The following is a 26,700-nucleotide window of genomic DNA, read 5'->3' as shown; positions in this document are numbered from 1 at the left end:
ATGTGTACCTTATTAATCCTCACACAAGTATGAATCTCACACCTACTTCGGTTAAATTTGATATAGGCGGAGGCCGCGAGGTGACGATAGAAACCGGCAAAATGGCCCGTCAGGCCGATGGAGCCGTTACTGTCCGCCTTGGCAACTGTATTCTGCTGGCTACCGTAGTGGCTAACAAAAAGCCCAAAGAAGGCCAGTCCTTTTTCCCGTTAACCGTAGACTATCAGGAGAAATTCGCATCAGCAGGCCGTATCCCCGGTTCTTTTTTCAAACGCGAAGGTAAACTGAGCGATTATGAAGTGCTGATCTCCCGCCTGATAGACCGCGCGCTGCGCCCTTTGTTCCCCGACGATTATTTATGCGATGTACAGGTTCTGGTAACCCTCGTTTCCTCCGATACGGAAGTGATGCCCGATGCACTGGCAGCCCTCGCGGCTTCCGCCGCGCTCGCCGTTTCTGACGTGCCCATCCAGGAGATCATCTCCGAAGTGCGCGTGGCACGCGTTGGCGGCGAATTTGTGATCAACCCCACCCGCAGCCAGCTGGCTACGGCAGACATGGACTTTATAGTGGCCGCCACTGCAAAGAACATTATGATGGTGGAAGGCGAAAGCAAGGAATGCCAGGAAGAAGACCTGATCAAAGCGATCGAGCTCGGCCACGAAGCGATCAAAGTACAGGTGAAAGCCCAGGAAGAATTACGCGCCCTGGTAGGCAACCCCGCCAAACGCGAATACGATAAACCTCACCAGAATGATGAGCTGAAAGCCAAAATTGCCGCTTTCGCACAAGCCCGCATCCTGGAAGTGTCCAAATCAGCCCTCGGCAAACACGAGCGCACCGAAGCCTTCAAGAAAATTGAAGAAGAACTGGTGGTATCACTCGGCGAACTGCCTGAAGAAGACGCAGACCTCGTAGGCGACTATTTCCACGACCTGGAAAAAGAAACCGTACGTAACATGATCCTGGACCAGAGCATCCGCCTGGACGGCCGCGTGCTGGACCAGGTACGCCCCCTGGCCATGGAAGTGGACCTGCTGCCTTCTCCCCACGGCTCCGCCCTGTTCACCCGCGGCGAAACACAGTCCCTCACCACCGTTACCCTCGGTACGCCTGATGACGAACTGCTGATCGAAAGCGCCGCCACCTCCAACTACGTTAAGTTTATCCTGCACTATAACTTCCCCCCATTCTCCACCGGTGAGGTGAAAATGATGCGCGGCCCCGGCCGTCGCGAAGTGGGCCACGGTAACCTGGCACTGCGTTCCCTGAGAACAATGATGCCCGGCAGCGACTACGCCTACACCGTGCGCGTTGTATCCGATATCCTTGAATCAAACGGTTCCTCTTCCATGGCTACCGTTTGCGCCGGTTCCCTGGCACTCATGGATGCAGGCGTTCCCATCCCGAAACACGTTTCCGGTATCGCAATGGGCCTCATTTCCCGCGCAAGCGATGGCAAATGGGCCGTATTGAGCGACATCCTCGGAGATGAGGATCACCTCGGCGATATGGACTTTAAAGTAACCGGTACCCGCGACGGTATCTGCGGTGTTCAGATGGACATCAAAGTGGATGGCCTCAGCATGGACGTAATGCGTAAAGCACTCGCCCAGGCACGCCAGGGCCGCCTGCACATCCTCGATGCGATGTACAGCACCATCGAAAATGCCCGTCCTGAACCGAAACCGCATGCTCCCCGCATGGAAAAACTGATCATCGACCGTGAATACATCGGCGCAGTGATCGGGCCCGGCGGTAAAGTAATCCAGGAGATCCAACGCGAAACCGGTACTACCATCAACATCGAAGAAGTTGGACAGACTGGTGAAGTAAGCATCTTCGCGGTACAGAAAGAAAACCTCGACAAAGCCCTCAGCTGGATCAAAGGCATCGTTGCCGTTCCTGAAGTGGGTGAAGTATACGATTCAACCGTTAAGAGCGTAATGCCTTACGGCGCGTTTGTAGAGTTCCTCCCCGGCAAACAGGGCCTGCTCCACATCTCTGAAGTTTCCTGGAAACGTCTGGAGAACATGGACGGCGTACTGAGCGAAGGCGAGAAAGTGAAAGTGAAACTGGTAGGCACCGATCCTAAAACCGGAAAGTTCAAACTCAGCCGCAAAGTGCTGATGCCGAAACCTGAAGGTTACGTGGAAAGGCCTGAGCGTGACGATCGTGGCGAACGCGGAGACCGTGGTGATCGCGGCGACCGCAGAGGTGGCGACCGTGGTGGTGACCGCAGAGGCGGTGACCGTGGTGGAGACCGCAGAAGCGGCGGCGATCGTTTTGATCGTGGCGACCGTGGCGGAGATCGCGGCGGCAGCCGTCCTTCACAGTCTGAGCAATCAGAAGGACCTGAACTGGGCCCGGTATTTGACGAACAATAGAACAGATTCCGATAAAATGAAAACGTCCCGGCACCCGCCGGGACTTTTTTTTATGCAGGCAATCAGGCTTTAAAAACAAACGTCCCGCCATTACAGCAGGACGTTTTTCATTTTTCATTTTTACCAGGTGTACTTTAAGCGTTGAAGCCGGGTTTGCCGGCATGAGTATCGGTTTAGCGCTGTACGTTGTGCATCTGCTCCATGAAGATCTCGCTTTCGCGGAGCATCAGTTTGCCAACGTCCCGGGTGTTCACTTTTTCGAACCGGAAAATGCGGAAGGTTTTCAGATCGATGTCTTCATAATCGATCCTGAACTGTTTCACCCTTTTTTTCGTAGCACGGTCCTGCACCTGCACCCAGCCCTGCTCCAGCAGTTCGGGCAATATCTCGTCCAGGTATGGCATGAGGATCGTTTCGCTGTCGTTCCAGAAAAGCGAGATACGGTCCGTGGAATAGCTCATGGGATTGGCTTTGGCATTGGCCCAGAATTTAGTGACCATGCCGTAATGCCGCTGCACCTCTTCTTCAGTGAGGTGGGCAAACTGGATGTTGCGGTATACTTTTTTATCGTATTTGCGCTGTACCAGGATGGTGTCCAGCCCTTTGAAATAATCTTCCACGTGTTGTTTGTCAAAAATGAAAATGGCATTTTCAACCTGGTATACAATGGAATCTTTCATGGGAATGTCGAACGGCTTAACGATCGTTTGCGCTGATGCACAAACACAGCTGACCAGAACGGCCGCCAGCAGAATGAGTTTTTTCATAGGATAAGGTTATATTATTATAATTCAAATATAACACAGGCGTGTTACCCGGCAAAGGATTTTTTAAAATCGTCATTTCCGTATTGGGACTGAGGAATTTGTATTTATCTTGCGCCCATGTCACATATCGCGATCACCATATCCGCGCCCTCTGAAATAAAGGATATACTCATCGCCCAACTGGCAGATGTTGGGTACGAAGGGTTTGAAGAAAACGGAGACCAGCTCATAGCCTATATTCCCGAAGAGCAGTTTGACGAAAATACCATTACCGGCATGCTGGGCTCTCACGGCCTGGACTATACGAAAGAGACCATTGCGCAGGCAAACTGGAACGCTGTATGGGAAAGTAATTTCCAGCCGGTGCTGGTGGATGATTTCTGCGGCATCCGCGCGGGTTTTCATGCATCCTTGCAGGGGCAGGTGAAACACGAGATCGTGATCACGCCTAAAATGTCTTTTGGTACGGGGCATCATGCCACCACCTATTCCGTGATCAAACTGATGGAAGGGATGGACTTCAAAGGCAAACGTGTATTCGATTTCGGAACGGGCACCGGCATCCTGGCGATATTGGCGGAGAAACTGGGGGCCGCCCGGATAGATGCCATCGACAACGATACCTGGGCGGTGGAAAATGCACTGGAAAACGCGGACGCCAATGGGGCGGGAGCGGTGAATATCTGGCGCGAAGATCACCTGGAATCGCTGGAAGGAGGGAGTTACGACATCGTGCTGGCGAACATCAACCGCAATATCCTGCTGGCCAATATGAACCACATGAAAAGAATCCTCAAAATGCATGGAATATTGGTTTTGAGTGGTATATTGCAGATAGACGAACCTGCAATTGTTAAGGCCGCCGGGGAAAATGGACTTGCCCTGGATAAGAAGGCAGAGAGAGAGCACTGGCTGGCGCTGTCGTTTACCGCCGGTTAATGTGGAAAAAAATTACATATTTTAATTGCTGATTTACGAGTAATTGCCTTAACATTGCTGTTAAATTTGTATCCTTATTAACAGTTTATTTACTATCTTAGCACTCTAACTTATTGTGATGACAGAATTATTGCTTTTAATTGGCGCCTATCTGATAGGCTCTTTTGCGACGGCTGTTTGGGTCAGCAAAGGAGTTTTCGGTATCGATATCCGCGAGCATGGTTCCGGTAACGCCGGCGCAACCAACACCTTCAGGGTGCTCGGTCCCAAAGCCGGCACTTTCGTAATGGTGGTGGATATGCTGAAGGGCGTTCTTGCAGTGAGGCTTTCTTATCTCATTCCCGCCTATGATTCACCAGAGCAACTTATCAATCTCCAGGTAGGGCTTGGCCTTGCAGCCGTTGTAGGCCACATCTTCCCGATATGGGCCAATTTCCGCGGGGGTAAAGGCATCGCCACCCTGTTCGGGATGGTGCTCGCCATACAGCCGCTGGTAGCCCTGTGCTGCGTAGGCGTATTCCTCATGATCCTTTTCCTGACCAGGTATGTTTCGCTGAGCTCCATCATCGCCAGCATTGCTTTCCCTGTACTCATCCTCTTTATTTTCAGGGAGCAGGAGGTGTTTTACCGCATTTTTGCCATCGCTGTGGCTTTGATGGTGGTATTGACGCACCAGAAAAATATTGTCCGCCTGTTCAGGGGCAACGAATCCAAAGTGCCCATCTTCAAGAACCGCAAGGGAGGCAAGGACGGTGAGAATAATCCTTCTTACTAAACGTATTTCCTTATCATCATTTTACGGGGCTTCCGGCTTTCCTGTTGTTCAAATCCGGCACAACGATTGCACTGTTTGAGGAAAGTGGTAAATTCGCCGCAGCAAATAGCGCCTTACGGCAGTTTGCGGGAAAACCATCTATTCTTCTAAATATTAACCGATGAAAAAAGTCGCATTGTTATTCATTGCCGGATCGGGGCTGCTGTTCGCTTGTTCGAGAGTACCCATCACCGGCAGAAGCCAGTTAAACCTCATTCCCGAAAGCCAGATGCAGAGCATGGCCGTACAGGAATACCAGTCTTTCCTTTCCCAGAACAAAGCGATATCACCCAACTCCAGCAAAGACGCCGAAATGGTGCAAAGGGTGGGCGGCCGCATTGCGCGGGCTGTAACCACGTATATGAACCAGAAGGGCCTTGGCAACGATATCGCCAGCTACAAATGGGAGTTTAACCTGGTGAACGATAAAGCCGTGAACGCCTGGTGTATGCCCGGCGGTAAAGTAGTGGTATATACCGGCCTGCTTCCCGTAACCCAGAATGAAACGGCGCTCGCCGTGGTAATGGGGCATGAGATTGCGCATGCCATTGCCCGTCATGGCAACGAGAGGATGAGCCAGGGCCTGGTAGCCCAGGGCATCCAGATAGCAGGCGCCGTGGCGCTCAACAAAAACCCGCAGGCGCAGAACGTGTTCATGCAGGCGGTAGGCGTGGGCGGACCGCTTGGGCTGATGGCTTATGGCCGCCAGAACGAGCTGGAAGCGGATCACCTGGGTGTGATCTTTATGGCAATGGCCGGTTACAATCCCCAGGAAGCCATTCCTTTCTGGCAGCGTATGGCCAGCGCAGGCGGCGGTCAGAAGCCACCGGAACTGCTCAGCACGCACCCCAGCGACGAAAAACGCATCCAACAATTGCAGAACCTGATGCCGGAGGCGATGAAATATTATGCTACCCAGAAATAATCTGTAACAGTATACAAACGAAAAAGGGGCCGCTTTCCATGAAGGCGGCCCCTTTTCTTTTTGCCGGCTTTGATGCAAGCGGCGGGAATATGATCTCCTGGTTTTATTCCAGTATCTGTGAAAGATTGATCAGCTCATCGTATTTGTACTGTTCCTTGTCGTTGCGGAAACATTTGGCCATTTCCTCCATCAGGAACTGTATGATGCGCTGGTTGCTCTGCGGCTTGTAATATGCCGGCAGCGCGGGCACGTTCACCCTTTTGAAGTATGTTTCCACGTCCTGCTGGGTATAGATCTGCCCCTGGATGGGATCTATGAAAAAGAGGATGCGGTAATCCCCCGGGTCCGCGGGCTCCGTGAAATCGTAGAAAGTATCGAAGTAGGCGAGGATAAACTGGCGGGGGATGTTCACCGCGTACACCGGCAGGTCCAGCATGGCGCATAGGGCCTGGTAGATGATGCCGTTGGTAACGGGATTTCCTTTTTTGCCTTCGATCACCTGGTTGATGAAAAACTGGTTCTTACGCTGGTAGGAAACTTCCTCGCCTTTCAGCCCGAAATAATTATAGATCATGCTGTTCAGCACATTGATCTGTTCGAGCGGGGTGAGATAATTATTCAGCTCCAGCCATATATTCCTTTTGATGCGGTCTATTTCGGTATTCACCTGTGTGGCGGAAAGGTCCGGGTATTGGTACCTGGCGGCCAGAATGGCGCCCTGCATCAGTTCCTGCGATCCGTTCTTCCCCCAGATGCGCACAGCCTCCTGGAGGTCCTGGTAATGCACGCGGTGGATGAGCAGCTCTATCCTTTCCTGGATGGATTCATCATAGGTCGTTTCCCAGAGGTGCTCCAGGTTTGGTATGATGTCTTTCCCGAAAAGGAGGATCTTGCTGGCCACCGTATCAAATACTTCCTGGTCAGGATCGTCCAGCAAATGGAACAACGCGTTTATTTCCCTCGTTTCGTGCAATGGATTCAGTTAGGTTTATGTTATCAATTTACGAATTGTAAATCGATAATGAATGTTTGCAATTCTTCAATTATTTCTGTATATTCTTTACTCTGCTTTCTTTTTGCGGGGAGGCGCTTTTTTCTTCGGCGGATTGGCTTTCAGCTCTTCGATAATGGCTTTTGCTTCTTCTACTGTAATATCCGCCGCAGTTTCCTGTTTGTCTTTCGGCAGTTTGTAATTCCTCAGGCCCACCTTCAGATACGGACCGTAAGGCCCTTTCAGCACCTGTATCTTTTCTTTTTCAAACACCTTGATGGTACGCTCGTCTTTCGCCGTGCGTTTCTCCGCGATCAGCGGCGCCACTTCTTCCAGCTCTACAGTATACGGGTCCATTTCCTTTTTGAGGGAATAGAATTTTTTATCGTGCTGCGCATAGGGGCCGAACCTTCCGATGTTCACCAGCACGTCCGTGCCTTCGAACAGGCCGATGTTGCGCGGCAGGCGGAACAGGTCCATCGCTTCTTCCATGGAGATGGTCTCAATACTCTGCGTCTGCTTCAGTTTGGCAAAGCGGGGTTTTTCCTCATCTTCTACCGTACCGATCTGCACCATGGGCCCAAACCGTCCCATACGGGCCGTTACGGGCTTGCCTGACGTCGGGTCCTGGCCAAGGAGGCGCTCGCCTTTCACACGCTCGGCTTTTTCCAGCGTCTCTTCCACGTTCTGATGGAAAGGATCATAGAAGTCGTGGAGCATGATGTTCCATTTCTTTTTGCCGTTGGCGATTTCGTCAAACTCTTCTTCGATCCTGGCGGTGAATCCGTAGTCCATTACGCGCTCAAAGTATTGTTTCAGGAAGTCCGTCACCAGCATGCCCAGGTCCGTGGGGAACAGCTTGGATTTCTCCGCGCCGGTGTTTTCCTGTTCGGTCACTTTCGTGATCTGGTCATTTTTGAGGCTAAGGATACGGAAGTCCCTTTTTACGCCTTCTTTATCGCGTTTCTCCACATACCCGCGCTTCTGGACGGTAGTGATCGTGGGCGCGTAGGTGGACGGGCGGCCGATGCCCAGCTCTTCGAGTTTTTTCACGAGGCTCGCCTCCGTATATCGGGGGGCGGCGCGGGTGAAACGCTCGGTGGCTTTCATTTCCTTCAGGTCCAGCGTTTGTTTCACTGTGAGGGGGGGCAGCACGCCTTCCTGTTCTTCATCGCCTTCATCTTCCTCGTCGCGGCCTTCCATATATACTTTCAGGAAGCCGTCGAACTTCAGTACTTCACCGCTGGCGGTCAGCTCCTCATTATTAGTGGAGATGCCGATCTTGGCGATGGTCTTTTCCAGTTCCGCATCGGCCATCTGGCTGGCGATGGTACGTTTCCAGATCAGTTCGTACAGGCGTTTCAGATCCGAATCATCTACGGTGGAATTTTCCATGTAGGTGGGGCGGATGGCTTCGTGGGCTTCCTGCGCGTTTTCGTTTTTATTTTTGTATTTACGGCTCTGGAAATAACGTTCGCCGTAATTGGTATTGATGGCTTTGCTGATCTCCCCCATGGCGGTTTCCGAGAGGTTCACGGAGTCTGTACGCATGTAGGTGATCTGCCCGCTTTCATACAGTTTCTGCGCCAGCAGCATCGTTTTGGACACGCTGTAGCCCAGCTTGCGGCTGGCTTCCTGCTGAAGGGTGGAGGTGGTGAACGGTGCGGCGGGTGATTTTTTACCCGGTTTTACCGTGATATCCTTTACGGTATAGGCGGCGCCTACGCATTGCTGGAGGAATGTTTCAGCGTCTTCGGCGGTTTTGAAGCGGCCGGGGCCTTCCGCTTTGAAGGTAATGGTGCGGCCCTGGATGTCTTTGGCCAGGAAAAACGCTTCTACCTTAAAGCTGCTGGTGGTGGCAAAGGAGTTGATCTCACGCTCGCGTTCCACGATCAGTCTTACGGCTACGGATTGTACACGGCCGGCGGAGAGTGAGTTGCGCATGCTCATCTTCCTCCAGAGCACCGGGCTGAGCTCGAAACCAACGATACGGTCCAGGATACGGCGGGCCTGCTGGGCGTTCACGAGGTTCATGTCCAGGAGGCGGGGCTCCCGTACGGCTCTTTCGATGGCAGGCTTCGTAATTTCGTGAAATACAATGCGTTTGGTGGTTTTCGGGTCCAGGCCCAATACCTCGGCGAGGTGCCAGGATATGGCTTCCCCTTCCCGGTCCTCATCCGTTGCCAGCCAAACCTCGTCGGAGTCTTTCGCTACTTTTTTGAGTTCCTTTACAACCTTTTCCTTGTCTTCCGGTATTATATACTTGGGTTTAAAGTTGTTCTTAATGTCAATACCCATATCGTCCTTTTCAAGATCGCGGATATGACCGAAACAAGATTTAACCTCAAAGTCTTTACCTAATATTTTTTCGATAGTTTTTGCCTTTGCCGGGGACTCAACAATCACGAGATTTTTAGCCATGAACGCCTGCTTTTATTTCGAAGATTACGCAAAAATTTGCACAAAAGTTATAAATCCGATTTGTGCAAGTATATAAAAGTAGGTTGATATAAAAAATAGAATCCCTTAAATACTTGATATCCAGCAGGCAACGACCGTGTATTAATTATAATTATCTCCCATTGGCGGAAAGACAGTAATATTACATGTTAAATTAAAACCATGTTTTGTGCCGGTTGGCATGGAATTGGGACCTTGTAGGTTCCGGGCATACAAAAATCATATCATGGACATAGTTATTATAGGAGCAGGCAATGTGGCGCATTGTTTCGGTCATTTAATGAAACTGCACGGCCATCATGTAAAACAGGTGATCAGCCGTAACAAGGAACATGCCCGGGAACTGGCGGAGCAGCTGCATGCCGAACCGTCGGATGACCTGATAGATATAGATATGGAGGCGGACGTGTACCTGCTGGCCGTAGGGGACGATGTGATCGTGGAGCTGAACGACCAGCTGAGGCTGGGCCGGCGTATTGTGGTACATACCGCCGGGGCGGTGCCCATGGATGCGATCTCCCGCATTTCGGTGAACACCGGGGTGATGTACCCCCTCCAGAGCATCCGGAAAGAAAGTAAAAACTACCCCGAAATACCTTTGCTGCTGGAAGCCGCAAACGATGAAGTGCTCAAACGCCTGATGGCCCTCAGCCAGAGCATCAGTGCATCCATTTCCGTAGTGAACTCCCAGCAGCGCCTCCAGATGCACCTGGGCGCCGTATTCTGCAACAATTTTACCAATCACCTCATTGCCCTCGCCAAATTCTATTGCGAGCAGGAGGGGAGGGACTTCTCCCTGCTGGCCCCCATTATCCGGGAAACGTTCCAGCGGCTGGACAAGTACCCGCCCGAAAGTATGCAGACCGGCCCGGCCATCCGCAACGACGAGCGGACCATGGCCCTGCATGAGTCCCTGCTCACCAATTACCCTTCCATGGCGCAGATCTACCCGCTGCTCAGCGAAAGTATCCACCAGTTCCACAAATGATTGGCGGTGTCATGATTAACCGATATTTTTGCGCACACTGACCCTGAACCCGTCAGTGAGAAACAATAGTCATGAACGTTTTGGAACTATTCACCCGCATCCGCACTTTTGTATTTGACGTGGACGGCGTATTGACGGACGGCACCGTACAGCTGCTGCCCAACGGGGAGCAAAGCCGGAAAATGAACATCCGCGACGGGTATGCGCTTCAACTGGCCGTGAAGATGGGCTACCGTGTAGCCATCATTTCCGGCGGCCGGTCGGAAAGCGTGATCAGCCGGCTGAACGGCCTGGGCATCAAAGATGTATACACGGCCATCACAGACAAAGCGAATAAACTGGAGGAATACGTGATGATCCACGGCCTGAAGTGGGACGAAGTGCTGTATATGGGAGACGATATCCCGGACTACCGCGTGATGCAACTCACGGGCCTGCCCACCTGCCCTTCGGACGCTGCGCCGGAGATCAAAAGCATCAGCCGGTACATTTCCCCCGAAAAGGGCGGCGAAGGCTGCGTGCGGGATGTGATAGAAAAAGTGCTGAAACTCAATGACCACTGGCTGATGGACGAAGGCGTGGCTTCCAGATAATTATTATTACCTATTTGAACTTTATGAGTTTACTCGCGGCGTTTTTCAGAATGGTCAGGTATCCGAACCTGATCTATATTGCGCTCACGCAATTCCTGCTGCAATACTGCGTGGTGGAGCCCGTGCTGCAAAACAGCGGGTCTGTGCCCTCGCTTTCATTCCCGCACTTCCTCATGCTGTGCATCTCCACCGTACTGGTGGCGGCCGGCGGTTATATCATCAACGATTATTTTGACATCAATATAGACCTGGTGAACAAACCGGAGAAAATGGTGGTGGACAAGATCATCAACCGGCGCTGGGCTATGGCCTGGCATACCATATTAAATATGACCGGGGTATCCCTCGGGTTCCTGGTGGCTTTCCAGATCGGGCAGTTTTACCTGGGTTTCGTACAGGTGCTCTGTACCCTGCTGCTATGGTTTTATTCCACCTCCTTCAAACGGCAGGTGCTGATAGGCAACGTGGTGATATCCATACTGACCGCGCTGAGCGTAGTGGTAGTGGGTTTCTACGAAAAACAGATCTATGAAAGTTTTGCCGCCATCCTTTCCTACGCGGGCCGCAGGCTCATCCAGATCATCGGTATCTACGCCCTCTTCGCCTTTTTGCTGTCCATGATACGGGAGATCATAAAAGACATGGAAGACATGATCGGCGACAGCAAAGACGGCTGCCGCACCCTGCCCATCGTATGGGGCGTGAAAAAAGCGAAACATTTTACCCTCATGCTCACCTGGGCCCTGCAGCTGCTGCTGGCCGTGATCATGATCGCAACGGCCATCAAAGGCTGGTACGCGGCGGTGGCCTACATTGCCGTATTTGTATCACTGCCGCTGGGCCTCAAAGTACAAAAGCCCCTGGCCGGAGCCTTCCAGCCGGAACAATATCACCAGATCAGCACATGGATCAAGATTGTGATGCTCACCGGCATCCTTTCCATGATCTTTTTCAAAATCATGTTGTAAATGTATACAGGCAAACCCGTGATACTGGCTTCCCAGAGCCCGCGCAGGCGGCAATTGCTCGAGCAGGCCGGCATCCCGTTCCAGGTAAAAGTGAGCGAGGCGGAAGAAACCTTCCCTGAAGAGATGGCCATCCCCGAAGTACCCGTGTTTATTGCACGGCAAAAGGCGCTGGCAGTAAAGGCGTTATACACGGAAAACGATGTGATCGTGGCCGCGGACACGATCGTGGTGCTGGACGGGCGGATCATCGGCAAACCCACGGACCGGGCTGATGCCATCAGCATACTTACCGCCCTCAGCGGACGCATACACGAAGTGATCACGGGCGTGGTGATCCTGTACAACGGTTCCGAACAGGCCTTCAGCCAGACCACCGAGGTGCATTTTAAACCGCTCACCGCGGAGCAGATCGCCTACTACGTGGATCATTACCAGCCTTACGACAAAGCCGGGGCCTATGCCATCCAGGAATGGATAGGGGCGGTGGGCATAGACCGCATCAACGGCTGTTTTTATAACGTCATGGGCCTGCCCGTCAGCCAGGTGGCAGAGCGCTTATCAAGATTGTAAAATTCCTACACATTATAAATTTATTGTTTATATTTGCATGTGTAATGCAATATTGTTGACCGTACCCTTACCTGTTAAGCCTGGAGAAACGGAACGTTGCCATTTCAGATAAACCGGAAATTTTCAATACCAGATACTATGAAAAAAGCGCTGCTGGGCTTTGCGCTCCTGACCATTTTATACGGATGTTCCAAAAATAACGATGACAAGACCACACCCGAGCTGCCGCACGACACATACGTGGTAACACGGGTAAAGGCGGAAAACGATTCCATGGTCTTTAAACACAACGAAGACGCGCTGATCACGCAGTTTGCAGACTGGGTTGGTAATACCGCGGATTCTTTCGAAGTGAGCTATAACGAAAAAGGCCTTTCCGAATTCAAATATTTCACCCTCGCCGGCAAACGCACGGACCGGAAGTTTGTCTACAGCGGCAACAGGCTCGCGGCGGTTGAATATTACAACCTGGACAACAACGGGCAGCTGATCGTCACCGATAAAGACTCCCTGGTGTATGTGAACGATAAACTGGCCGAATACCATGAAATATCCGGCGGCGTGCGCGGTGGTGTGTACAAGCTCACCTGGAACGGGAATAACGTGAACAAAGCGGAGTTCTTCCTCGTAAACGGCACAACGGAAATACCCACCGTGGTGAACACTTATACCTATAATACCGAAAAGACCGGCTACCAGCATGCCTTCAAAGCGGATTTTCTCCTGCGCTACGAAAAACATAACTTCTCCCACCTCAGCACCAATGCAGTGACTAAAGATGAACAGAAAGCCGCCGGCAGCGGCGTGCTGCTTTATGTCACGAACTATACCACGGCCTACAACGAGCAGGGATACCCGGCAGAAGTTAAGATCGTGAAGGATGACAAGGAAAATAACCAGGTCATCAGCCGCACGTTGAGGCTGGAGTATGCGGTGCTTAAGTAAACATATCCAATTCCTATAATTAAAATTCAACCTGCCCTATCATGAAAAAAATCATGCTTAGCCTGACGGCTCTTGCAATGCTCGCCGCATGCTCCGACAACGACAACCCCACACCGGAACCACCCCAGGATGTCTGGTATCTCAGCGGTTACGATTCCAAGTTTTCCGACGAGCAGGACACTTCCTTTATCCGTATTTTTTATAATGCAGACAGCACCGTGAAAGAAGTGAAAGACTGGTATAAAAACGATATGGATACTTTTTATAGCTACATGACTTACCAGGGTGGCAAACTCAGCGAGATCAACGAAAAAGACGGCGGTGACCCTGTAGAACTGAGGAATAGCTACGACTATAAGAACGGCGTATTATCCAAGGTGAAAAACTGGTCGTACAACACACCAACCAGCGCGGAGATCCATTCTTACGACACCCTCTACTACAATGCGGCCGGCAAAGTGATAGAAATGCATTCCATCTACAACATACAGCCTGAGTACAACAACAAAAAATACATACTCACCTGGACCGGTGGAAACGTGACCAAAGTGGAAATGTACCGTATTTCGAACGGCAATTTCATTTTGGATGAAACTGAAGTATACACTTATGGCGACAGGCCCAACTATTTCAGCAACTCATTGAAAGATGAGTATGTCTGGAAATCAGACAACATTTCCTTTGAGCACCTGAGCGCCAATAACGTGACGAAAGTGGAGATGACGGAGGCAGGTACTACCTTCCGGAAAGTACGTACGGTGACTTATACCTACAATGAACGTAATGCCCTGGCTACGATGAGCAACCTGATGGAGTCATTTAGCGGTACAACGCTCAATAGCTCCTATACAGCGGGCCTGGTATTTAAATACGCGAAGAAATAATGGGTTAAAGAATGACAATAAAATAAAAAGGTGGTCACGTTGACCACCTTTTTTATTATGCTTCATGCTCCAGGACGAGCAGGTTGACTTCTTTGTTCCTCAACCATTCCGCTTCTTTCAGCTTCTCCAGGTTGATGGTGCCTACCACGTAGCGGCAGTCCGGCGATTCGTACTTTTCAGAGATATTGTAGAATTCCGCAAGGTCCACCTGGTCCGGCGTTTTATAACGCACGTATACTTTCAGCTGTACGTCGTTCGTGAAAGTCGGCTGGTTGGATTGTTTGATCTTTTTGTATTCGTAACGGTAGTTGTACAGCAGCGCGGAAATGTCGCTGAGTACTGCGCTGCCGGTGGCGGTGCCGCCCGCGCCTTTGCCTACGAAGAACTGTTTGTCCGTAAACGCGCTCTCCAGCAGTATGCCGTTATACTCGTTGTATACATCGTAGAGCAGGTTGTGCTCGCGGATGAGGTGGGGCAGTACGTATGCGTTCACCGATCCGTTCTGCCGGCGGCAGTTGCCGATCAGTTTGATGGTGCAGTTGCGCTGGCGTGCAAACTGGATATCGAAATCGTTCAGGTGATTGATACCGAAGTTGAACACCTCTTCCGGTTTCACAAAAGTGCCGAAAGCGTGCAGCAGCAGGATCACGATCTTAAACTTAGGATCGTAGCCTTCCACGTCCAGGGTAGGGTCGGTTTCCGCGAAGCCGAGGTCCTGCGCCTGTTGCAGCGCGGTTTCAAAGCTGAGGTTCTCTTCGAATATTTTGGTGAGGATATAATTGGTGCTGCCGTTGCAGATGCCTTCCACGGCATTCAGCAGATCGTTGTCGTAGTATTCTTCGAGGTTGCGGATGATGGGAATACTGGCGCAGCTGGATGCTTCGTAGAGGAAAGGCACTTTGTTTTCCACCTGCAGCTGGTAAAGGGCGGGCAGGTTTTCTGCGATCATACGTTTGCTGGCGCTTACCACGGCTTTGCCGTTTTTCAGTGCGGTGCTTACGATCTGGAAAGCGGCTTCCGTATCGTTGATAAGTTCCACCACAACATCGATGGTGGGATCGTTCAGGATATCATTCGGGTCCGTCGTGAAATAGCTCATGTCTATCGGACGGGGTTTGTTCGGGTCTTTGATACAGATTTTTTTGATCCTTGCGTTGATACCTTTGGTACGGTTCAGCACTTCGTACAGTCCCTGGCCCACACAGCCAAAACCGAAGATGCCGAGATTGATGTTCTTCTTTTCCATAGTTTATTGCAGTACAGTAATTTGTTTGCCGATAGGCTGGTTTAATTTATCCAATGCTTGTTTCAGGTCATTGATCAGATCTTCCGCGTCTTCGATGCCTACGGAGAGGCGGATGCAGGATTCCTGGAGGCCGGCCTTGCGGCGGAAATCCTCGGGGATGTTCCGGTGCGTCATCGTAGCGGGATGGTTCAGCATACTTTTTACGCCGCCGAAACTTTCCGCCAGTTTAAACAGTTTGGTGGTATTGACGATGCGGATGGCGCTTTTGATCTGGTCTTCCTTGAGGGAAAAGCTGACCATGCCGCCATATCCTTTTTGTTGTTTGCGTGCGATGTGATGGTTTTTGTGCGTGGCCAGGCCGGGATAAAATACTTTATCCACCGCCGGGTGTTCCGCCAGCCAGCTTGCGATGGCCATGGCGTTCGCGCACTGTTTTTCCAGCCTGAGGCTCAGCGTTTCGATGCCGCGGATGGTAAGCCAGGCTTCGAAGGGGCTGAGAATGCTGCCGGAAATGTTCTGGTTGAACTTAAGCTGGTCCGCCAGCGTTTTGGAATTCACCACTACGAGGCCTGCGATCACGTCGGTATGGCCCGCAAGGTACTTGGAGGCGCTGTGTATGATGACGTCCGCTCCCAGCGGGATGGGCTTTTGCAGCAGGGGAGTGCTGAAGGTATTGTCCACCACCAGCAGGATGTTGTGCTGTTTGGCGATCTTGCTGATGGACTTGATGTCTGATATTTTCAACGTGGGATTGGTCGGCGATTCCAGCCAGATGATCTTCGTTTTGTTCGTGATCTTCTCCAGCACTTTGTCGGTATCGCTCATATCCACAAAGTTCACCTTGATGCCGAACCGCTCGAACATACTGTTGAAGATGGAAAAGATGCCGCCGTAGGTGTCTTCCACCGCCATGATCTCATCACCGGTTTTCAGCAGCTTCAGCACAGCGTCTATGGCGCTCATGCCGCTGGCGAAAGCAAAACCGGCATACCCGTCTTCCAGGCTGCAGATCAGGTCTTCCAGCACTTTCCGCGTGGGATTATTGGCCCGCGAAAATTCAAACCCCTTGTTTATCCCCGGGCTTTCCTGCACAAACGTGGACGTTTGGTAGATAGGCACGGAGATAGCCCCGGTCAATTCATCCACCGGTATGCTGTGGATCAGTTGTGTAGATGGTTTCATGTGGTCATAATTTGAATTTCAATTGTCACATGGCACCTCCCTTCGCTCGGTGTCATCTGGAATAGTTCAGTTTTTTAAAAATGTCAGATGTAACCTCGCCCCTGCTCGGTGTCATCAGTGTATTGCTTATCCGGGCCAGATTTTACCTCGCAAAAGCTCGGTGTCATCAGTTTGTTTTTTATCCGGGCGAGATGCAGTCCCGCAAAAAGCCCGACTGCATGGTTGGTCAATGTTTTTACGAAACGGACGCGCCGGTATTGTTCACTAAACAAATGTGATTCAAAAAACTCAGCTTATATCAGATGGAAATAAAAAAAGCCCTTCCGGGGTTGGAAGAGCTTTCGCAAATATGGTGATGTTTGCAAAATGTAAATCTCTGCCAACTTATCTTTCCCCTTCCGGGGCCGGAATTAGCACCTTTTTCCCACCTGCCGGTGGAATTGGTTGCTAAGGCTTCGCAGGGCCAGTACCCTCTGCCTTTCTGGATAAGTGATGTTTAAGAACTGTGCGCAAAGGTAATGGCAGAAACGTCAATTTTCCAAATACCTTCTGGTAATTTCGATTTTTACTAATTTTTATAGTAATTTATTAACCGAAAGTAATACTTTTTTATGTTGTCTGTTAACCCGCTCTGCTCGGAGGCTTTGCTCCAGTACATCTGGCTGTCCGGGCATTTCGACCCCTTTGGCCTGGCCACCGTCACCGGTGAGCCCGTTACCATCCTCAATCCCGGTCAACTCAACCGCGACGGCGGCCCGGACTTTACCGCCGCCCGCCTGCGCATCGCCGGTATGGAATGGGCCGGGAACGTCGAATTGCATTACCGCACTTCGGACTGGCGCCGTCACGGGCACCAGCACAACCCCAGGTATCACAACGTGATCCTCCATGTAGTGTTTGAACATGACCTTCCCGGGCCACCGCAGGGCATTCCTGTCCTGGAGTTGCAGCGCCGCATCCCGAAGATCCTGCTCCGCCGCTACCGCCACCTGATGGACCACACCGCCTTCGTGCCCTGCGCACCGCTGCTGCACCGCGTGCCCGAAGAGGTATGGGAAAGATGGACGCCCCGGCTTATCGAAGAAAGGCTGGCACGTAAAACGGAAGTTTTCCGCAACTGGCTGGAGCAAACCCGCTTCAACTGGGAAGAAGTATGCACCCGGGCCATGGCGCAGGGATATGGCATGCCGGTGAATACCGCCGCCTTCCTGGAATTGTTCCAGTCCATCCCTTTTATGCTGCTGGCCCGCACCCGCCCATACCGCCAGCGCCTGGAAGCCCTGCTGTTCGGCCAGGCCGGTATGCTGGAAACCGCCTTCCAGGACACTTATCCGAAAGAACTTCAATCGGAATACCGCTTCCTGCAGCATAAACATGGTCTGCAATCAATGCCCGCACACCGCTGGCAATGGCTCAGGATGCGCCCCACTTCATTTCCCAGCCTCCGGATCGCACATTTTGCGGCCGTATTACATAATACCCCGCACCTTTTCTCCCGCCTGCTGGACACGGAAGATATCCCCGCCCTGGAAAAACTATTGGAGGCCGGCCCATCGCCGTACTGGCAGTATCACTACCGGCTGGATGTACCTTCTGTAAGCACCGCAGCCCCGGGCAGGCATATCCTGCACCACATCATGATCAACACCGTGGTTCCGCTCCTGTACCTTTACGGCAAACACATGCGGCTCCCGCAATACCAGCAGCGCGCCCTGGACCTGCTGGATAATATCCCCGCCGAAAACAACCGCATCATCCGCGGTTGGGCCGAAGAAAAAGTACCTTCCATTACTGCCACAGACTCGCAAAGCCTGTTACAGCTCAAACAATGTTATTGCGATGCAAAACGGTGCCTGGAATGCAAAGTGGGGAAAAGCCTGCTGGGAGATGATATCAATGTATGCCGCGAAGACGAAGAGGACCAGCTATGGGGGGCGGAACGTTGATCGTGAATTTTCAAAAAAAGAACTGGGATGTGTATTTCAGGGCAGCGGGCACAGCTTTTTTTGAAAATTCACGATCAGCGTTCCTTTGTCTGAAAAAATATGTTTGTCAGTGGCTGGATTTTGGAGAAGGGCAGGGAAAGGGGAATGTTTTTGATGATTAGGGATATATCCCGTAACAGAAAAACGCCTAAAAAAGCCCGCATTACAGGGGGGCGGAATCAGAATATCCAAATTTGCAAAAAAAGCTGTGCCTACTGCCCTGAAAGACATTGCTCAGTTCTTTTTTTGCAAATTTGGATATTCTGATGGAGTTAATAATTGAAAGTGACGTTCTGTTTGATATCCGGGTGGATGCTTTCTGCCACCGGGCAGGTATAAGCGGCATTTTCGAGGATCTTGCGGTCTTTATCTTCGAGGCCGTGGCCGGAAGGGAAATCGAAACGGATATTGATGCCCGTTATACGGCGGGGCTCAGTACCCATGACCTTTTCCACGCTTACTTTGGTGCCCTCTATTTTCCATCCTTTGTCCCGGGCTTTGATGCCCATAATGGTGAGCATGCAGGACCCAAGGGACGTCGCCACCAGGTCGGTGGGGGAAAACCGCTCGCCTTTGCCGTTGTTGTCCACCGGGGCGTCTGTATTGATTTCCGTCCCGGAGCGGACGTGTGTAGCCGTTGTTCTGAGTTCGCCGTTATAAATGATCGTTGCAGTTTCCATGGTTATTGATTTTGCATGTAAAATAAGCGTATTTTTATAAATCATCCCGCCTTTGGACGGGGTGCCGGGGCAGGTAACTACCAACTTATTTCTGTATGTTTGTATAGGAATAAAACATAAATCATAATCAGGCGTTTAATAAATTATAATTGCGCAACACGGTGAAAAAAATCAATGTACTCTTACTGCTCTTGATGGCTTCCATAACGCTCTATGCCCAGAATACCGACAAGCCTTCCAAAAAAGAAGAACGGGAACAGAAAAGGCTGCGGAAGATTTCGCTGTTCAGGGAAATAGAGGAAGGGGACAATCTCTTCAACAGGGAATTCTCCGGCGGCGCACGCCTCAATACAGACGGCTGGACGGGTTTCCTCGAAATGGGCTTCCGCAAAACCGCCAGCAAGATCAACTATTTTCAATTTGAGTTTTCCGAGAAAAGAGACGGCAAACAGGATCGTTCTTCCAGGATGATCCCTGCCGGCGGCGGTTTCTATATCAGCAGCACTCCCTTCGTATACGGTAAAATGAATAACTTTTACCAGGCTAAGCTGGGCATCGGCCAGAAAAGGCTGATCGGCGGCAAAGGCAACAAAAACGGGGTGGAAGTGAACTACATCTACTACGGCGGCGTATCCGCGGGGCTTATCAAGCCATATTACCTGGAGCTCACTAATGACTCCGGCGATCCCAACTCCCGGAAGATCGTGAAATACTCAGATGAAGTGAGGGATGACTTCCTGAACCGCGACCACATTTATGGCGCCGGCGGTTTTGGCAAAGGATGGGGAGAACTGAGCATCACCCCGGGCCTGCATGCAAAAACAGGCTTCCGGTTCGACTGGGCCCGTTTTAACGACGTAATCTCTGCCCTTGAAGTGGGCATCAACGCCGAATACTATACCAAAAAGGTACAAATCATGGTCGATCAGGAGGGTAAGTCGTTCTTTTTCAATGCTTATGTAGGAATACAGCTGGGAAAACGCTGGAATAAGTAACTTTGTACCTTAAAGAAAGGATTTGCGATGCAAGAACTACCCGTAATCGCTGCCGGCGAACCGGCTGCGCAGAGAGTGAAAAAGCCCGACTGGCTTCGTGTTAAACTGCCGATCGGAGAGAATTACAGACAGGTCAGAAACCTGGTAGATACCCATAAACTTCATACCATCTGTGAAAGCGGCAATTGCCCCAATATGGGCGAATGCTGGGGAGCCGGTACGGCCACTTTCATGATCCTTGGAAATATATGCACACGCAGCTGCGGATTTTGCGCCGTAGCCACCGGAAGGCCCGAAGCCGTGGACTGGGATGAACCCCAGCGCGTAGCCGAAGCCATTTACCTCATGAAAGTAAAACATGCGGTAATCACATCTGTGGACAGGGATGAACTGAAAGACGGCGGCTCCATTATCTGGGCAAACACCATCAAGGCCGTACGCGCCCTCAATCCGGAAACCACCATGGAAACCCTCATCCCCGACTTCAGGGGCATCTGGGAAAACCTGGACAGGATAATAGAAGTCGCGCCTGAAGTAGTGAGCCACAACCTGGAAACAGTGGAAAGGATGACCAAACAGGTGCGTATCCAGGCTAAATACCACCGTAGCCTCGAAGTGATCCGCCGCCTGAAAGAAGGTGGTATGCGCACCAAGAGCGGTATCATGCTGGGCCTTGGCGAAACCAAGGAAGAAGTAGTGCAGGCCATGCAGGACCTCTGCGACAATGGTTGTGATGTGGTAACCCTCGGCCAGTACCTTCAGCCCACTCCCAAACACCTTCCCGTGATCCGTTTTGTGCACCCGGATGAGTTTGCGGAACTGCGGGAGATCGGTTATGGTATGGGCCTGGATTATGTGGAAGCCGGCCCGCTGGTAAGATCATCTTACCACGCTGAAAAACACATCTTCAGCGGCAGGAAATAAACCGATGATAACTTGTTTGTAAATACAGCCCGGAGCCAATGGTTCCGGGCTTTTTGTTGTAAGCAGCTTCCTTTTGCCATGCCGGTTTCAGTTTGAAATAATACGTACATCCTGCTATGAGCAGCAGGCACGCTCTTTTATTTATCTATTATTTCCTCCCCCGGCCATCTGAATTCTCCTCCCGATTCCCTATTTTTCTGCCCATGAAACGTGTATTGATCCTATTAGCCATGCTTCCCGCAGCGGCCCAGGCACAACTCAGCTGGCAACGCTCCGCGGCGCACAGCGAAGGCCTTCCCGCCGGTATGCAGGTGTTTGAAACCAAAGATTCGCTGGATGGCAAACCCTTCCGGGCTTTTTATCTCGAATTTGACCCGGCGGACCCACAGATCGAAACCGTCGTGCGCTCCGGTAATGGCAAACGCCTCACGCCCGCGCAATACGACAGCCTGGAAGGCCCTTCCGTGCTCGCGGTGATCAACACCACTTTTTTCTCCTTCCAGACCAATCGCAGCCTCAATGTCGTGGTGCAGAACGGGAAAGTGATAGACGTAAACCCGAAATCGATCCCCAATCCTCACCGCACGATATACACCACCCGTGGCGCTTTCGGCCTCAGCCGCAGGAACAGGCCCGATGTGGCATGGGTATACAACGTGGGTGAGAAAAACACGCCTTACGCCTACGACGTGCCCGTTACGCCGGAGATCAACGGAACGGACACCGTGTACCGCCAGCCCGGTAAAAAATACCCCCGGGGCGCTCACCGCTGGAAAATGAAAGAAGCTGTAGGAGGAGGCCCCGTGCTGGTGCAGGACGGCCGTGCGCATGTGACCATGAGCGAAGAGCGCATGGGAGGCGTAAAGGATTTTCATCCCAGGTCCGCCGTGGGTTACCGAGCGGATGGGAAAGTGATATTGCTGGTAGTGGAAGGAAGAAACAAAGGAGTGGCCGAAGGCGCAACCTTACAGCAGCTGGCGGACATATTCACCAGCCTCCAATGCGTGGAAGCGCTGAACCTGGACGGCGGCGGATCATCCGCGCTGTACGTGAACCATCTCAATACCATCAAACCTTCCGATGCGGCCGGGCAGCGCCCTGTGCCCGCGGTACTGGTGATCAGGCGGAAGGGTTAGTTTTTTTGCCTGTTTTAACGCGTTTTTGCCCGTCTTCGTCAAACTCCTGGAGCAGGTGCCATTCTGTAAGGCCGGTGAGCAGCAGCGCGCAGAAGATCACAGGGGTGATGGTGAGATAAAGAAAAACGTCCGTCTGTGTCTTAAAGATAAATGCCATCAGCAGTCCGAAAGGGATCAGGATATACGCCATACAACGTGAAATATAAGCAGCATACTGGTTAGCTTCGTACCAGGTATCCTCATTGATCGTGGACGAGAAAGTGCGGTAACCGTACCATGTTTTTATGCTGCGTGGCGGGTATTTCCGGATCATAAATCCCATAAAAAGGAACAGTAATCCGACTAACAAACTGGCATTACAAAAGGGGCTGTATATAATGCTATTCATAAAAAAAGCGTGGCATCGTATGATACCACGCTTTATATTACAAGTGAACTTATTGTTTTGTTGAATCCGCTGCGGTGTTTTTGCGTTTGTTCAATAATCCTTTCAGGGTATTGTTCAGCGTTTTCTCCGCCGCTTTGCCCGCATCTTTGATGCCGCCTGATCCGGTGCTGTCTTTACCGCCGAGCAGCTTATTTTTCAGTTCGTCTTTTACAGCAGTTACCGCCTGGTTTTTCACCTGGGCAAGTGAATCTTTTACGGTCTGTTTTACCGTGTCCACTTTGTTTTTCACCATTGCAGTGGCCTGGTCTTTCAGGTTTTCCGCCGCTTTGCCTGCCGCTTCTTTCAGGTCTGTTTTTACGGAAGGTTTCATGATATTTCCGCCGAGCAATACGTTCAGGTATACCGTGTCGCTCACTTGTACGGGAATGCCTTTGCTGGTGGCCTGGCTCACGAGATTGTTCACCAGCGCATTGCCTTTCTGCCCCAGCAGGGCCCGGGGCAGCGCCAGCTGCATGGTGTAGTCCATGCTCTGGTCAAACCCATGACTGCCACCTATCAGCATGTTCATATTCTGGAGCTTTACGCGGAAAGGGTTCACCGTCATCCGGCCGTTCTGGAACGCGAAGTAGTTTTTGATATCTCTTACGGAAATGTCCTGGAGAGCGGAGACGTTCAGTTGCGTAGCCAACTGGTCCAACGGTGCGAACTTTTTCAGGAAACCCTGGATAAGCAGCAGGTTGCCATCGCCGGAGAGCGTGTTCAGCTCCGGGCTCATATCTTTTCCCAGCTTTCCTTTCATGGTGAGCTGCGAGCTGAGTTTACCGCTCAGGAACTGTGCAACGGGCATCAGTTTCTGTACGGTGTTGAAGGCTTTGAATGTCTGTTGTACGTCCAGTTCTTTTACATCGTAAGAGATACTGATATCGGGATGATTTTTATCTGTTTTGGTGGAGTAGGTGCCGTCTATCTCCATGCTGCCCTGCAGGGCTTTGGCTTTGATGTCTTTCATAAACACCGTCTCATCCCTGATCAGCAGGCCGCCGGAAAGATCGCTGAGGTCCACTTTGTCGTAATGCACTTTGTCTACCGCAGCCGTCACGGTGAAATCAAGATTGTTCGGCACTGCAAAAGGTACAGCGGCAGCGGTATCCACGGGTTTGGAAGACGTGCCGGCGGTGCTTTCCGTACCCATCCATTTATCAAGGTCGATATTGTCCGCCTTCAGCGCCAGGCTGCCGTTCAGCGCTTCGTTGCGGAGCACGTAAGCCAGCAGGTTATTGACTTCGCCGGTGGCGGCGAAATTGGTGCCGAGATATTGGCCGTTGAAGTCGGAAACGGTGACATTTTTCGGGTTGAACTGCATGTGGAGGGAAGATACTTTCACGCCGTCAGGGTAATCGCTGCTTTTGTACACCAGGTTGTTCACCGCAAGGTTTCCCGCCGCATGAAACGCTTCATACTGTTCTTTTTCAATAGCGCTCATGTATCCGCGCGCCTGGAGGTCCGCATTCAGCAGGCCCGAAAGCTGTGTGCCTTTTTCAAACTTAATGATCTGGCCTACTTTGCCGAGATCCAGTTTGCCTTCGGCCGCCGCGTCTATGTAAAGGTCAGATACCGGGGTTTTCATCATCAGGCGGAGGTCCACCGGGGCATCATCCATCTCAAGGTGCGCCTGCGGGATGTCCACGATGGTATGATCGGGCACGCCGTCAGGGTTGCTTACGTTCACCGTCAGCTGGATGTTTTTCACGGGTTTGGGAAGATCGGGGTATTGGAAAAAACCGTTCCTGATCCCCAGGTGCAAGCCGTATGCGGGTATCTGCTCACCGGCGTAAGTACCTTTTACAAAACCGGAGAAGTTCACGTTGCCGCTGGTTTTGATACTGGAAAAACTATTGGCATACACGGTAGGCACCAGTGAAAGAATGTCTTTAAAATCAGTGGACGGCGATTTGAACTGCACATCCATTTTGTAAGTGCTGTCGTTCACCAGTTGTACAAAACCTTCGGTAGACAATTTCAGGTTGTTGATCGAGATATTGTCTGTTTTGAAGGCATAGGTGCTCGTCTTGTTATCGATCTTAATATCCGTGGCTATTTCAACGCGCGTCTTTAACAGGTAAGAGATGTGACTGTAGGCGAAGTTGAGCGATTCGGCCGTGGTGGAAGTCTGCAGCACAAAATCATCCTGTGTGAAGTCTCCTTTCCCTTTGTGGTTGAGCCCCTCTATTTCCAGGTTGATGTGTCCCTGGAGGTCGTCGTATTTGATGAAGGCGTTCTCTATGCTGTATTGCTGGAGGCTCATGGAGAATTCGCCGGAGGAAGTATCTCCCGGCGCAGCGGTGGTGGTATCGGTATCCGGTTTGGTAATGTCCCAGTTGGCACGGCCCTCTTCGTCCACGAGGGCGTGTATGCGTGGCTGTTGCAGCACTACATTGTACACGTCTATCCGGTCCCCCTTGATCACGCTCATGAGATTCATGGCAATGTCCAGGCGTTTTACACCCAGCAGCGTATCGCCGCTAAAATGGTCCACACCGGTAATGGACAATTCTTCCAAAGCCACGGCGAGCCTGGGGAACCTCCTGAAAAGGCTGATATCCACATCTTTAAACTCTACTTTGGCATTCAGGCTTTTATTCAGCTCCGTTTTTATTTTGGCCATGATCTGGCCTTTAAAAAAGTAAGGGATCGCGATCAGCAGGGCTATCAGTACAAGCAGCCCGATCCCGATACCTTTCAGCACCTTTTTCAGTTTCATAGGATCCTTTTTGGTAAACAACGGCTAAAGATAGTAAATCGTCTTACTGAAACTAATTTCTGTTAATTTTACATGTAAAATTAACAGCATGACACCGGAGCGCAGAGAAAGGCTTTTGACCGTATTACACAACCGACAGGCGAACCTGACGGTTGTGCTGGAAAATGTGGAAGACCCCCACAACGTGTCCGCCGTGCTGCGTACCTGCGATGCCGTTGGCATCCAGGATGTGTATGTATTGACCACCAAAGCGCCCCGGGTAAAAAGGTGGGGTGTAAAAAGCTCTTCCAGCGCGGCCCAGTGGCTTACCGTGCACCAGTTCACCGATGTAAAGGAACTGATGACGGAACTGAGAAAAAAGTATGACCGGATCTTTACCACGCATCTCGCTTCCGGCGCGGTGAGTTTATATGATATTGATTTTAATGCTTCCGTGGCCCTGGTGTTTGGCAATGAGCAGACGGGCGTGAGCGAGGAGCTTCGTTTACTGGCGGACGGCAATTTTATCATCCCCATGATGGGCATCATCCGCTCGCTGAATATTTCCGTGGCCTGCGCCGTGAGCATTTATGAAGCGATGCGGCAGAAAAAAAACGCGGGCCATTATGCGGAACCTTCCCTTCCGGGGGCGCAGCGCGCTGCGTTGCTGATGGATTGGGGTTTTAAAGAAGAAGACTTATGAGAATCCTGTTGATCCTTTTGTTATGTTCATTTTCCGCCGGCGCCCAGCAGGTGCAGCGGATCAACCCGGCGCAGCTGGAGCAGCTGGTCAAAGAAGGCGATTCCGTAACGGTGGTGAACCTCTGGGCCACCTGGTGCGCGCCCTGCGTTAAAGAACTGCCTGCCTTCGAAAAACAGTCCCGCCTGAACCCCGCTGTGCGGTTCGTGTATATCAGCCTCGACCTGGATGAAGCGTATCCCGAGAAGATCAGGCAGTTTGTACGGCAGCGGAAGATCAGCGGGAAAGTATACTGGATGGAAGAATCCAATGCGAACAAATACGCCCGGATCATCGACCCGCGGTGGGAGGGAAGTATTCCCGCCACGATCATTATCAACCCCGCAAAGGCTTACCGGAAGTTCATAGAAGGCGTGATGGAAGAAGAACAGCTGCAATGGGAGCTGAGCCGCGCGAGATAACTTAATCTTCTGATAACCAGCATTTTTTTGGC

24 protein-coding genes and 1 riboswitch are annotated in these 26,700 nt (G+C 51.5%); of the genes, 16 read left to right on the top strand and 8 right to left on the bottom strand.

What is annotated here, in order from left to right:
- Positions 1 to 29 precede the first annotated feature (29 nt).
- Positions 30 to 2,387, top strand: coding sequence for a polyribonucleotide nucleotidyltransferase (locus EG028_RS04215; RefSeq protein WP_120515451.1), 2,358 nt, complete (start codon positions 30 to 32; stop codon positions 2,385 to 2,387).
- 173 nt (positions 2,388 to 2,560) lie between these two features.
- Here the strand turns inward: EG028_RS04215 and EG028_RS04210 are convergent, their stop codons facing one another.
- On the bottom strand, positions 2,561 to 3,154 hold the full coding sequence (locus EG028_RS04210; RefSeq protein WP_120515452.1) for a hypothetical protein: 594 nt from the start codon (positions 3,152 to 3,154) through the stop codon (positions 2,561 to 2,563).
- Between the two features lie 117 nt (positions 3,155 to 3,271).
- On the opposite strand from EG028_RS04210, the gene prmA reads away from it, so the two are divergent.
- The 3 genes from prmA to EG028_RS04195 all read left to right on the top strand — a co-directional run bounded on the left by prmA (position 3,272) and on the right by EG028_RS04195 (position 5,832).
- Positions 3,272 to 4,093 (top strand): 50S ribosomal protein L11 methyltransferase, encoded by an 822-nt coding sequence (gene prmA, locus EG028_RS04205; protein WP_120515453.1) that lies wholly within the window; start codon positions 3,272 to 3,274, stop codon positions 4,091 to 4,093.
- A gap of 118 nt (positions 4,094 to 4,211) precedes the next feature.
- Positions 4,212 to 4,868: a glycerol-3-phosphate 1-O-acyltransferase PlsY gene (gene plsY, locus EG028_RS04200; RefSeq protein ID WP_120515454.1), complete on the top strand. Its 657-nt coding sequence runs from the start codon at positions 4,212 to 4,214 to the stop codon at positions 4,866 to 4,868.
- Positions 4,869 to 5,028: 160 nt separating this feature from the next.
- The gene (locus EG028_RS04195) at positions 5,029 to 5,832 is read left to right on the top strand and encodes a M48 family metallopeptidase (RefSeq protein WP_120515455.1); all 804 of its coding nucleotides are present in this window, start codon (positions 5,029 to 5,031) and stop codon (positions 5,830 to 5,832) included.
- 103 nt (positions 5,833 to 5,935) lie between these two features.
- Here the strand turns inward: EG028_RS04195 and EG028_RS04190 are convergent, their stop codons facing one another.
- Both EG028_RS04190 and topA read right to left on the bottom strand, forming a co-directional pair.
- A complete protein-coding gene (locus EG028_RS04190) occupies positions 5,936 to 6,805 on the bottom strand; it encodes a transglutaminase-like domain-containing protein (protein WP_120515456.1) in 870 nt (289 codons plus the stop codon).
- An 87-nt stretch (positions 6,806 to 6,892) separates the two neighbouring features.
- The gene (gene topA, locus EG028_RS04185) at positions 6,893 to 9,244 is read right to left on the bottom strand and encodes a type I DNA topoisomerase (protein WP_120515457.1); all 2,352 of its coding nucleotides are present in this window, start codon (positions 9,242 to 9,244) and stop codon (positions 6,893 to 6,895) included.
- Between the two features lie 265 nt (positions 9,245 to 9,509).
- On the opposite strand from topA, the gene EG028_RS04180 reads away from it, so the two are divergent.
- The 6 genes from EG028_RS04180 (at position 9,510) to EG028_RS04155 (ending at position 14,231) form a co-directional block, all read left to right on the top strand.
- A complete protein-coding gene (locus EG028_RS04180) occupies positions 9,510 to 10,271 on the top strand; it encodes a Rossmann-like and DUF2520 domain-containing protein (protein ID WP_162946307.1) in 762 nt (253 codons plus the stop codon).
- 71 nt (positions 10,272 to 10,342) lie between these two features.
- A complete protein-coding gene (locus EG028_RS04175) occupies positions 10,343 to 10,864 on the top strand; it encodes a KdsC family phosphatase (RefSeq protein WP_120515459.1) in 522 nt (173 codons plus the stop codon).
- Positions 10,865 to 10,887: 23 nt separating this feature from the next.
- Complete coding sequence (locus EG028_RS04170) at positions 10,888 to 11,832, top strand: geranylgeranylglycerol-phosphate geranylgeranyltransferase (RefSeq protein WP_120515460.1); 945 nt, start codon at positions 10,888 to 10,890, stop codon at positions 11,830 to 11,832.
- Positions 11,833 to 12,402, top strand: a complete 570-nt coding sequence (locus EG028_RS04165) for a Maf family protein (protein WP_120515461.1) — start codon at positions 11,833 to 11,835, stop codon at positions 12,400 to 12,402.
- Between the two features lie 138 nt (positions 12,403 to 12,540).
- Positions 12,541 to 13,347: a hypothetical protein gene (locus EG028_RS04160; RefSeq protein WP_120515462.1), complete on the top strand. Its 807-nt coding sequence runs from the start codon at positions 12,541 to 12,543 to the stop codon at positions 13,345 to 13,347.
- A 41-nt stretch (positions 13,348 to 13,388) separates the two neighbouring features.
- Positions 13,389 to 14,231 carry a membrane lipoprotein lipid attachment site-containing protein gene (locus EG028_RS04155; protein ID WP_120515463.1) on the top strand — a complete coding sequence of 281 codons (843 nt, stop codon included), beginning with the start codon at positions 13,389 to 13,391 and terminating at the stop codon, positions 14,229 to 14,231.
- Positions 14,232 to 14,286: 55 nt separating this feature from the next.
- Here the strand turns inward: EG028_RS04155 and EG028_RS04150 are convergent, their stop codons facing one another.
- Positions 14,287 to 15,477, bottom strand: coding sequence for a homoserine dehydrogenase (locus EG028_RS04150; protein ID WP_120515464.1), 1,191 nt, complete (start codon positions 15,475 to 15,477; stop codon positions 14,287 to 14,289).
- 3 nt (positions 15,478 to 15,480) lie between these two features.
- Positions 15,481 to 16,659, bottom strand: coding sequence for a trans-sulfuration enzyme family protein (locus EG028_RS04145; protein WP_120515465.1), 1,179 nt, complete (start codon positions 16,657 to 16,659; stop codon positions 15,481 to 15,483).
- A gap of 381 nt (positions 16,660 to 17,040) precedes the next feature.
- Positions 17,041 to 17,151, bottom strand: a riboswitch (SAM riboswitch).
- Positions 17,152 to 17,270: 119 nt separating this feature from the next.
- Here EG028_RS04145 and EG028_RS04140 point away from each other — a divergent pair.
- Complete coding sequence (locus EG028_RS04140) at positions 17,271 to 18,605, top strand: DUF2851 family protein (RefSeq protein ID WP_120515467.1); 1,335 nt, start codon at positions 17,271 to 17,273, stop codon at positions 18,603 to 18,605.
- 311 nt (positions 18,606 to 18,916) lie between these two features.
- On the opposite strand, the gene EG028_RS04135 is transcribed toward EG028_RS04140, so the two are convergent.
- A complete protein-coding gene (locus tag EG028_RS04135) occupies positions 18,917 to 19,324 on the bottom strand; it encodes an OsmC family protein (RefSeq protein WP_120515677.1) in 408 nt (135 codons plus the stop codon).
- A 194-nt stretch (positions 19,325 to 19,518) separates the two neighbouring features.
- On the opposite strand from EG028_RS04135, the gene EG028_RS04130 reads away from it, so the two are divergent.
- The 3 genes from EG028_RS04130 to EG028_RS04120 all read left to right on the top strand — a co-directional run bounded on the left by EG028_RS04130 (position 19,519) and on the right by EG028_RS04120 (position 22,379).
- Positions 19,519 to 20,319: a hypothetical protein gene (locus EG028_RS04130; RefSeq protein ID WP_123864550.1), complete on the top strand. Its 801-nt coding sequence runs from the start codon at positions 19,519 to 19,521 to the stop codon at positions 20,317 to 20,319.
- Positions 20,320 to 20,346: 27 nt separating this feature from the next.
- Positions 20,347 to 21,243 carry a lipoyl synthase gene (lipA, locus tag EG028_RS04125; protein ID WP_120515470.1) on the top strand — a complete coding sequence of 299 codons (897 nt, stop codon included), beginning with the start codon at positions 20,347 to 20,349 and terminating at the stop codon, positions 21,241 to 21,243.
- 203 nt (positions 21,244 to 21,446) lie between these two features.
- A complete protein-coding gene (locus EG028_RS04120; RefSeq protein ID WP_162946309.1) occupies positions 21,447 to 22,379 on the top strand; it encodes a phosphodiester glycosidase family protein in 933 nt (310 codons plus the stop codon).
- Here the strand turns inward: EG028_RS04120 and EG028_RS04115 are convergent.
- A complete protein-coding gene (locus EG028_RS04115) occupies positions 22,363 to 22,701 on the bottom strand; it encodes an SdpI family protein (protein WP_162946311.1) in 339 nt (112 codons plus the stop codon). The genes EG028_RS04120 and EG028_RS04115 overlap by 17 nt on opposite strands.
- Before the next feature lie 115 nt (positions 22,702 to 22,816).
- Complete coding sequence (locus tag EG028_RS04110; protein ID WP_123864549.1) at positions 22,817 to 25,528, bottom strand: AsmA-like C-terminal region-containing protein; 2,712 nt, start codon at positions 25,526 to 25,528, stop codon at positions 22,817 to 22,819.
- Between the two features lie 88 nt (positions 25,529 to 25,616).
- On the opposite strand from EG028_RS04110, the gene EG028_RS04105 reads away from it, so the two are divergent.
- Both EG028_RS04105 and EG028_RS04100 read left to right on the top strand, forming a co-directional pair.
- Positions 25,617 to 26,210: a TrmH family RNA methyltransferase gene (locus EG028_RS04105; RefSeq protein ID WP_120515474.1), complete on the top strand. Its 594-nt coding sequence runs from the start codon at positions 25,617 to 25,619 to the stop codon at positions 26,208 to 26,210.
- The gene (locus tag EG028_RS04100; RefSeq protein ID WP_120515475.1) at positions 26,207 to 26,668 is read left to right on the top strand and encodes a TlpA family protein disulfide reductase; all 462 of its coding nucleotides are present in this window, start codon (positions 26,207 to 26,209) and stop codon (positions 26,666 to 26,668) included. The genes EG028_RS04105 and EG028_RS04100 overlap by 4 nt, the downstream gene beginning before the upstream one ends.
- The last annotated feature ends 32 nt before the right edge of the window (positions 26,669 to 26,700 follow it).

Source organism: Chitinophaga barathri (assembly GCF_003807585.1).
GTDB lineage: Bacteria > Bacteroidota > Bacteroidia > Chitinophagales > Chitinophagaceae > Chitinophaga > Chitinophaga barathri.
The sequence above is the reverse complement of the archived record's forward strand: the minus strand, read 5'-3'. Positions and strand labels throughout refer to the sequence as shown.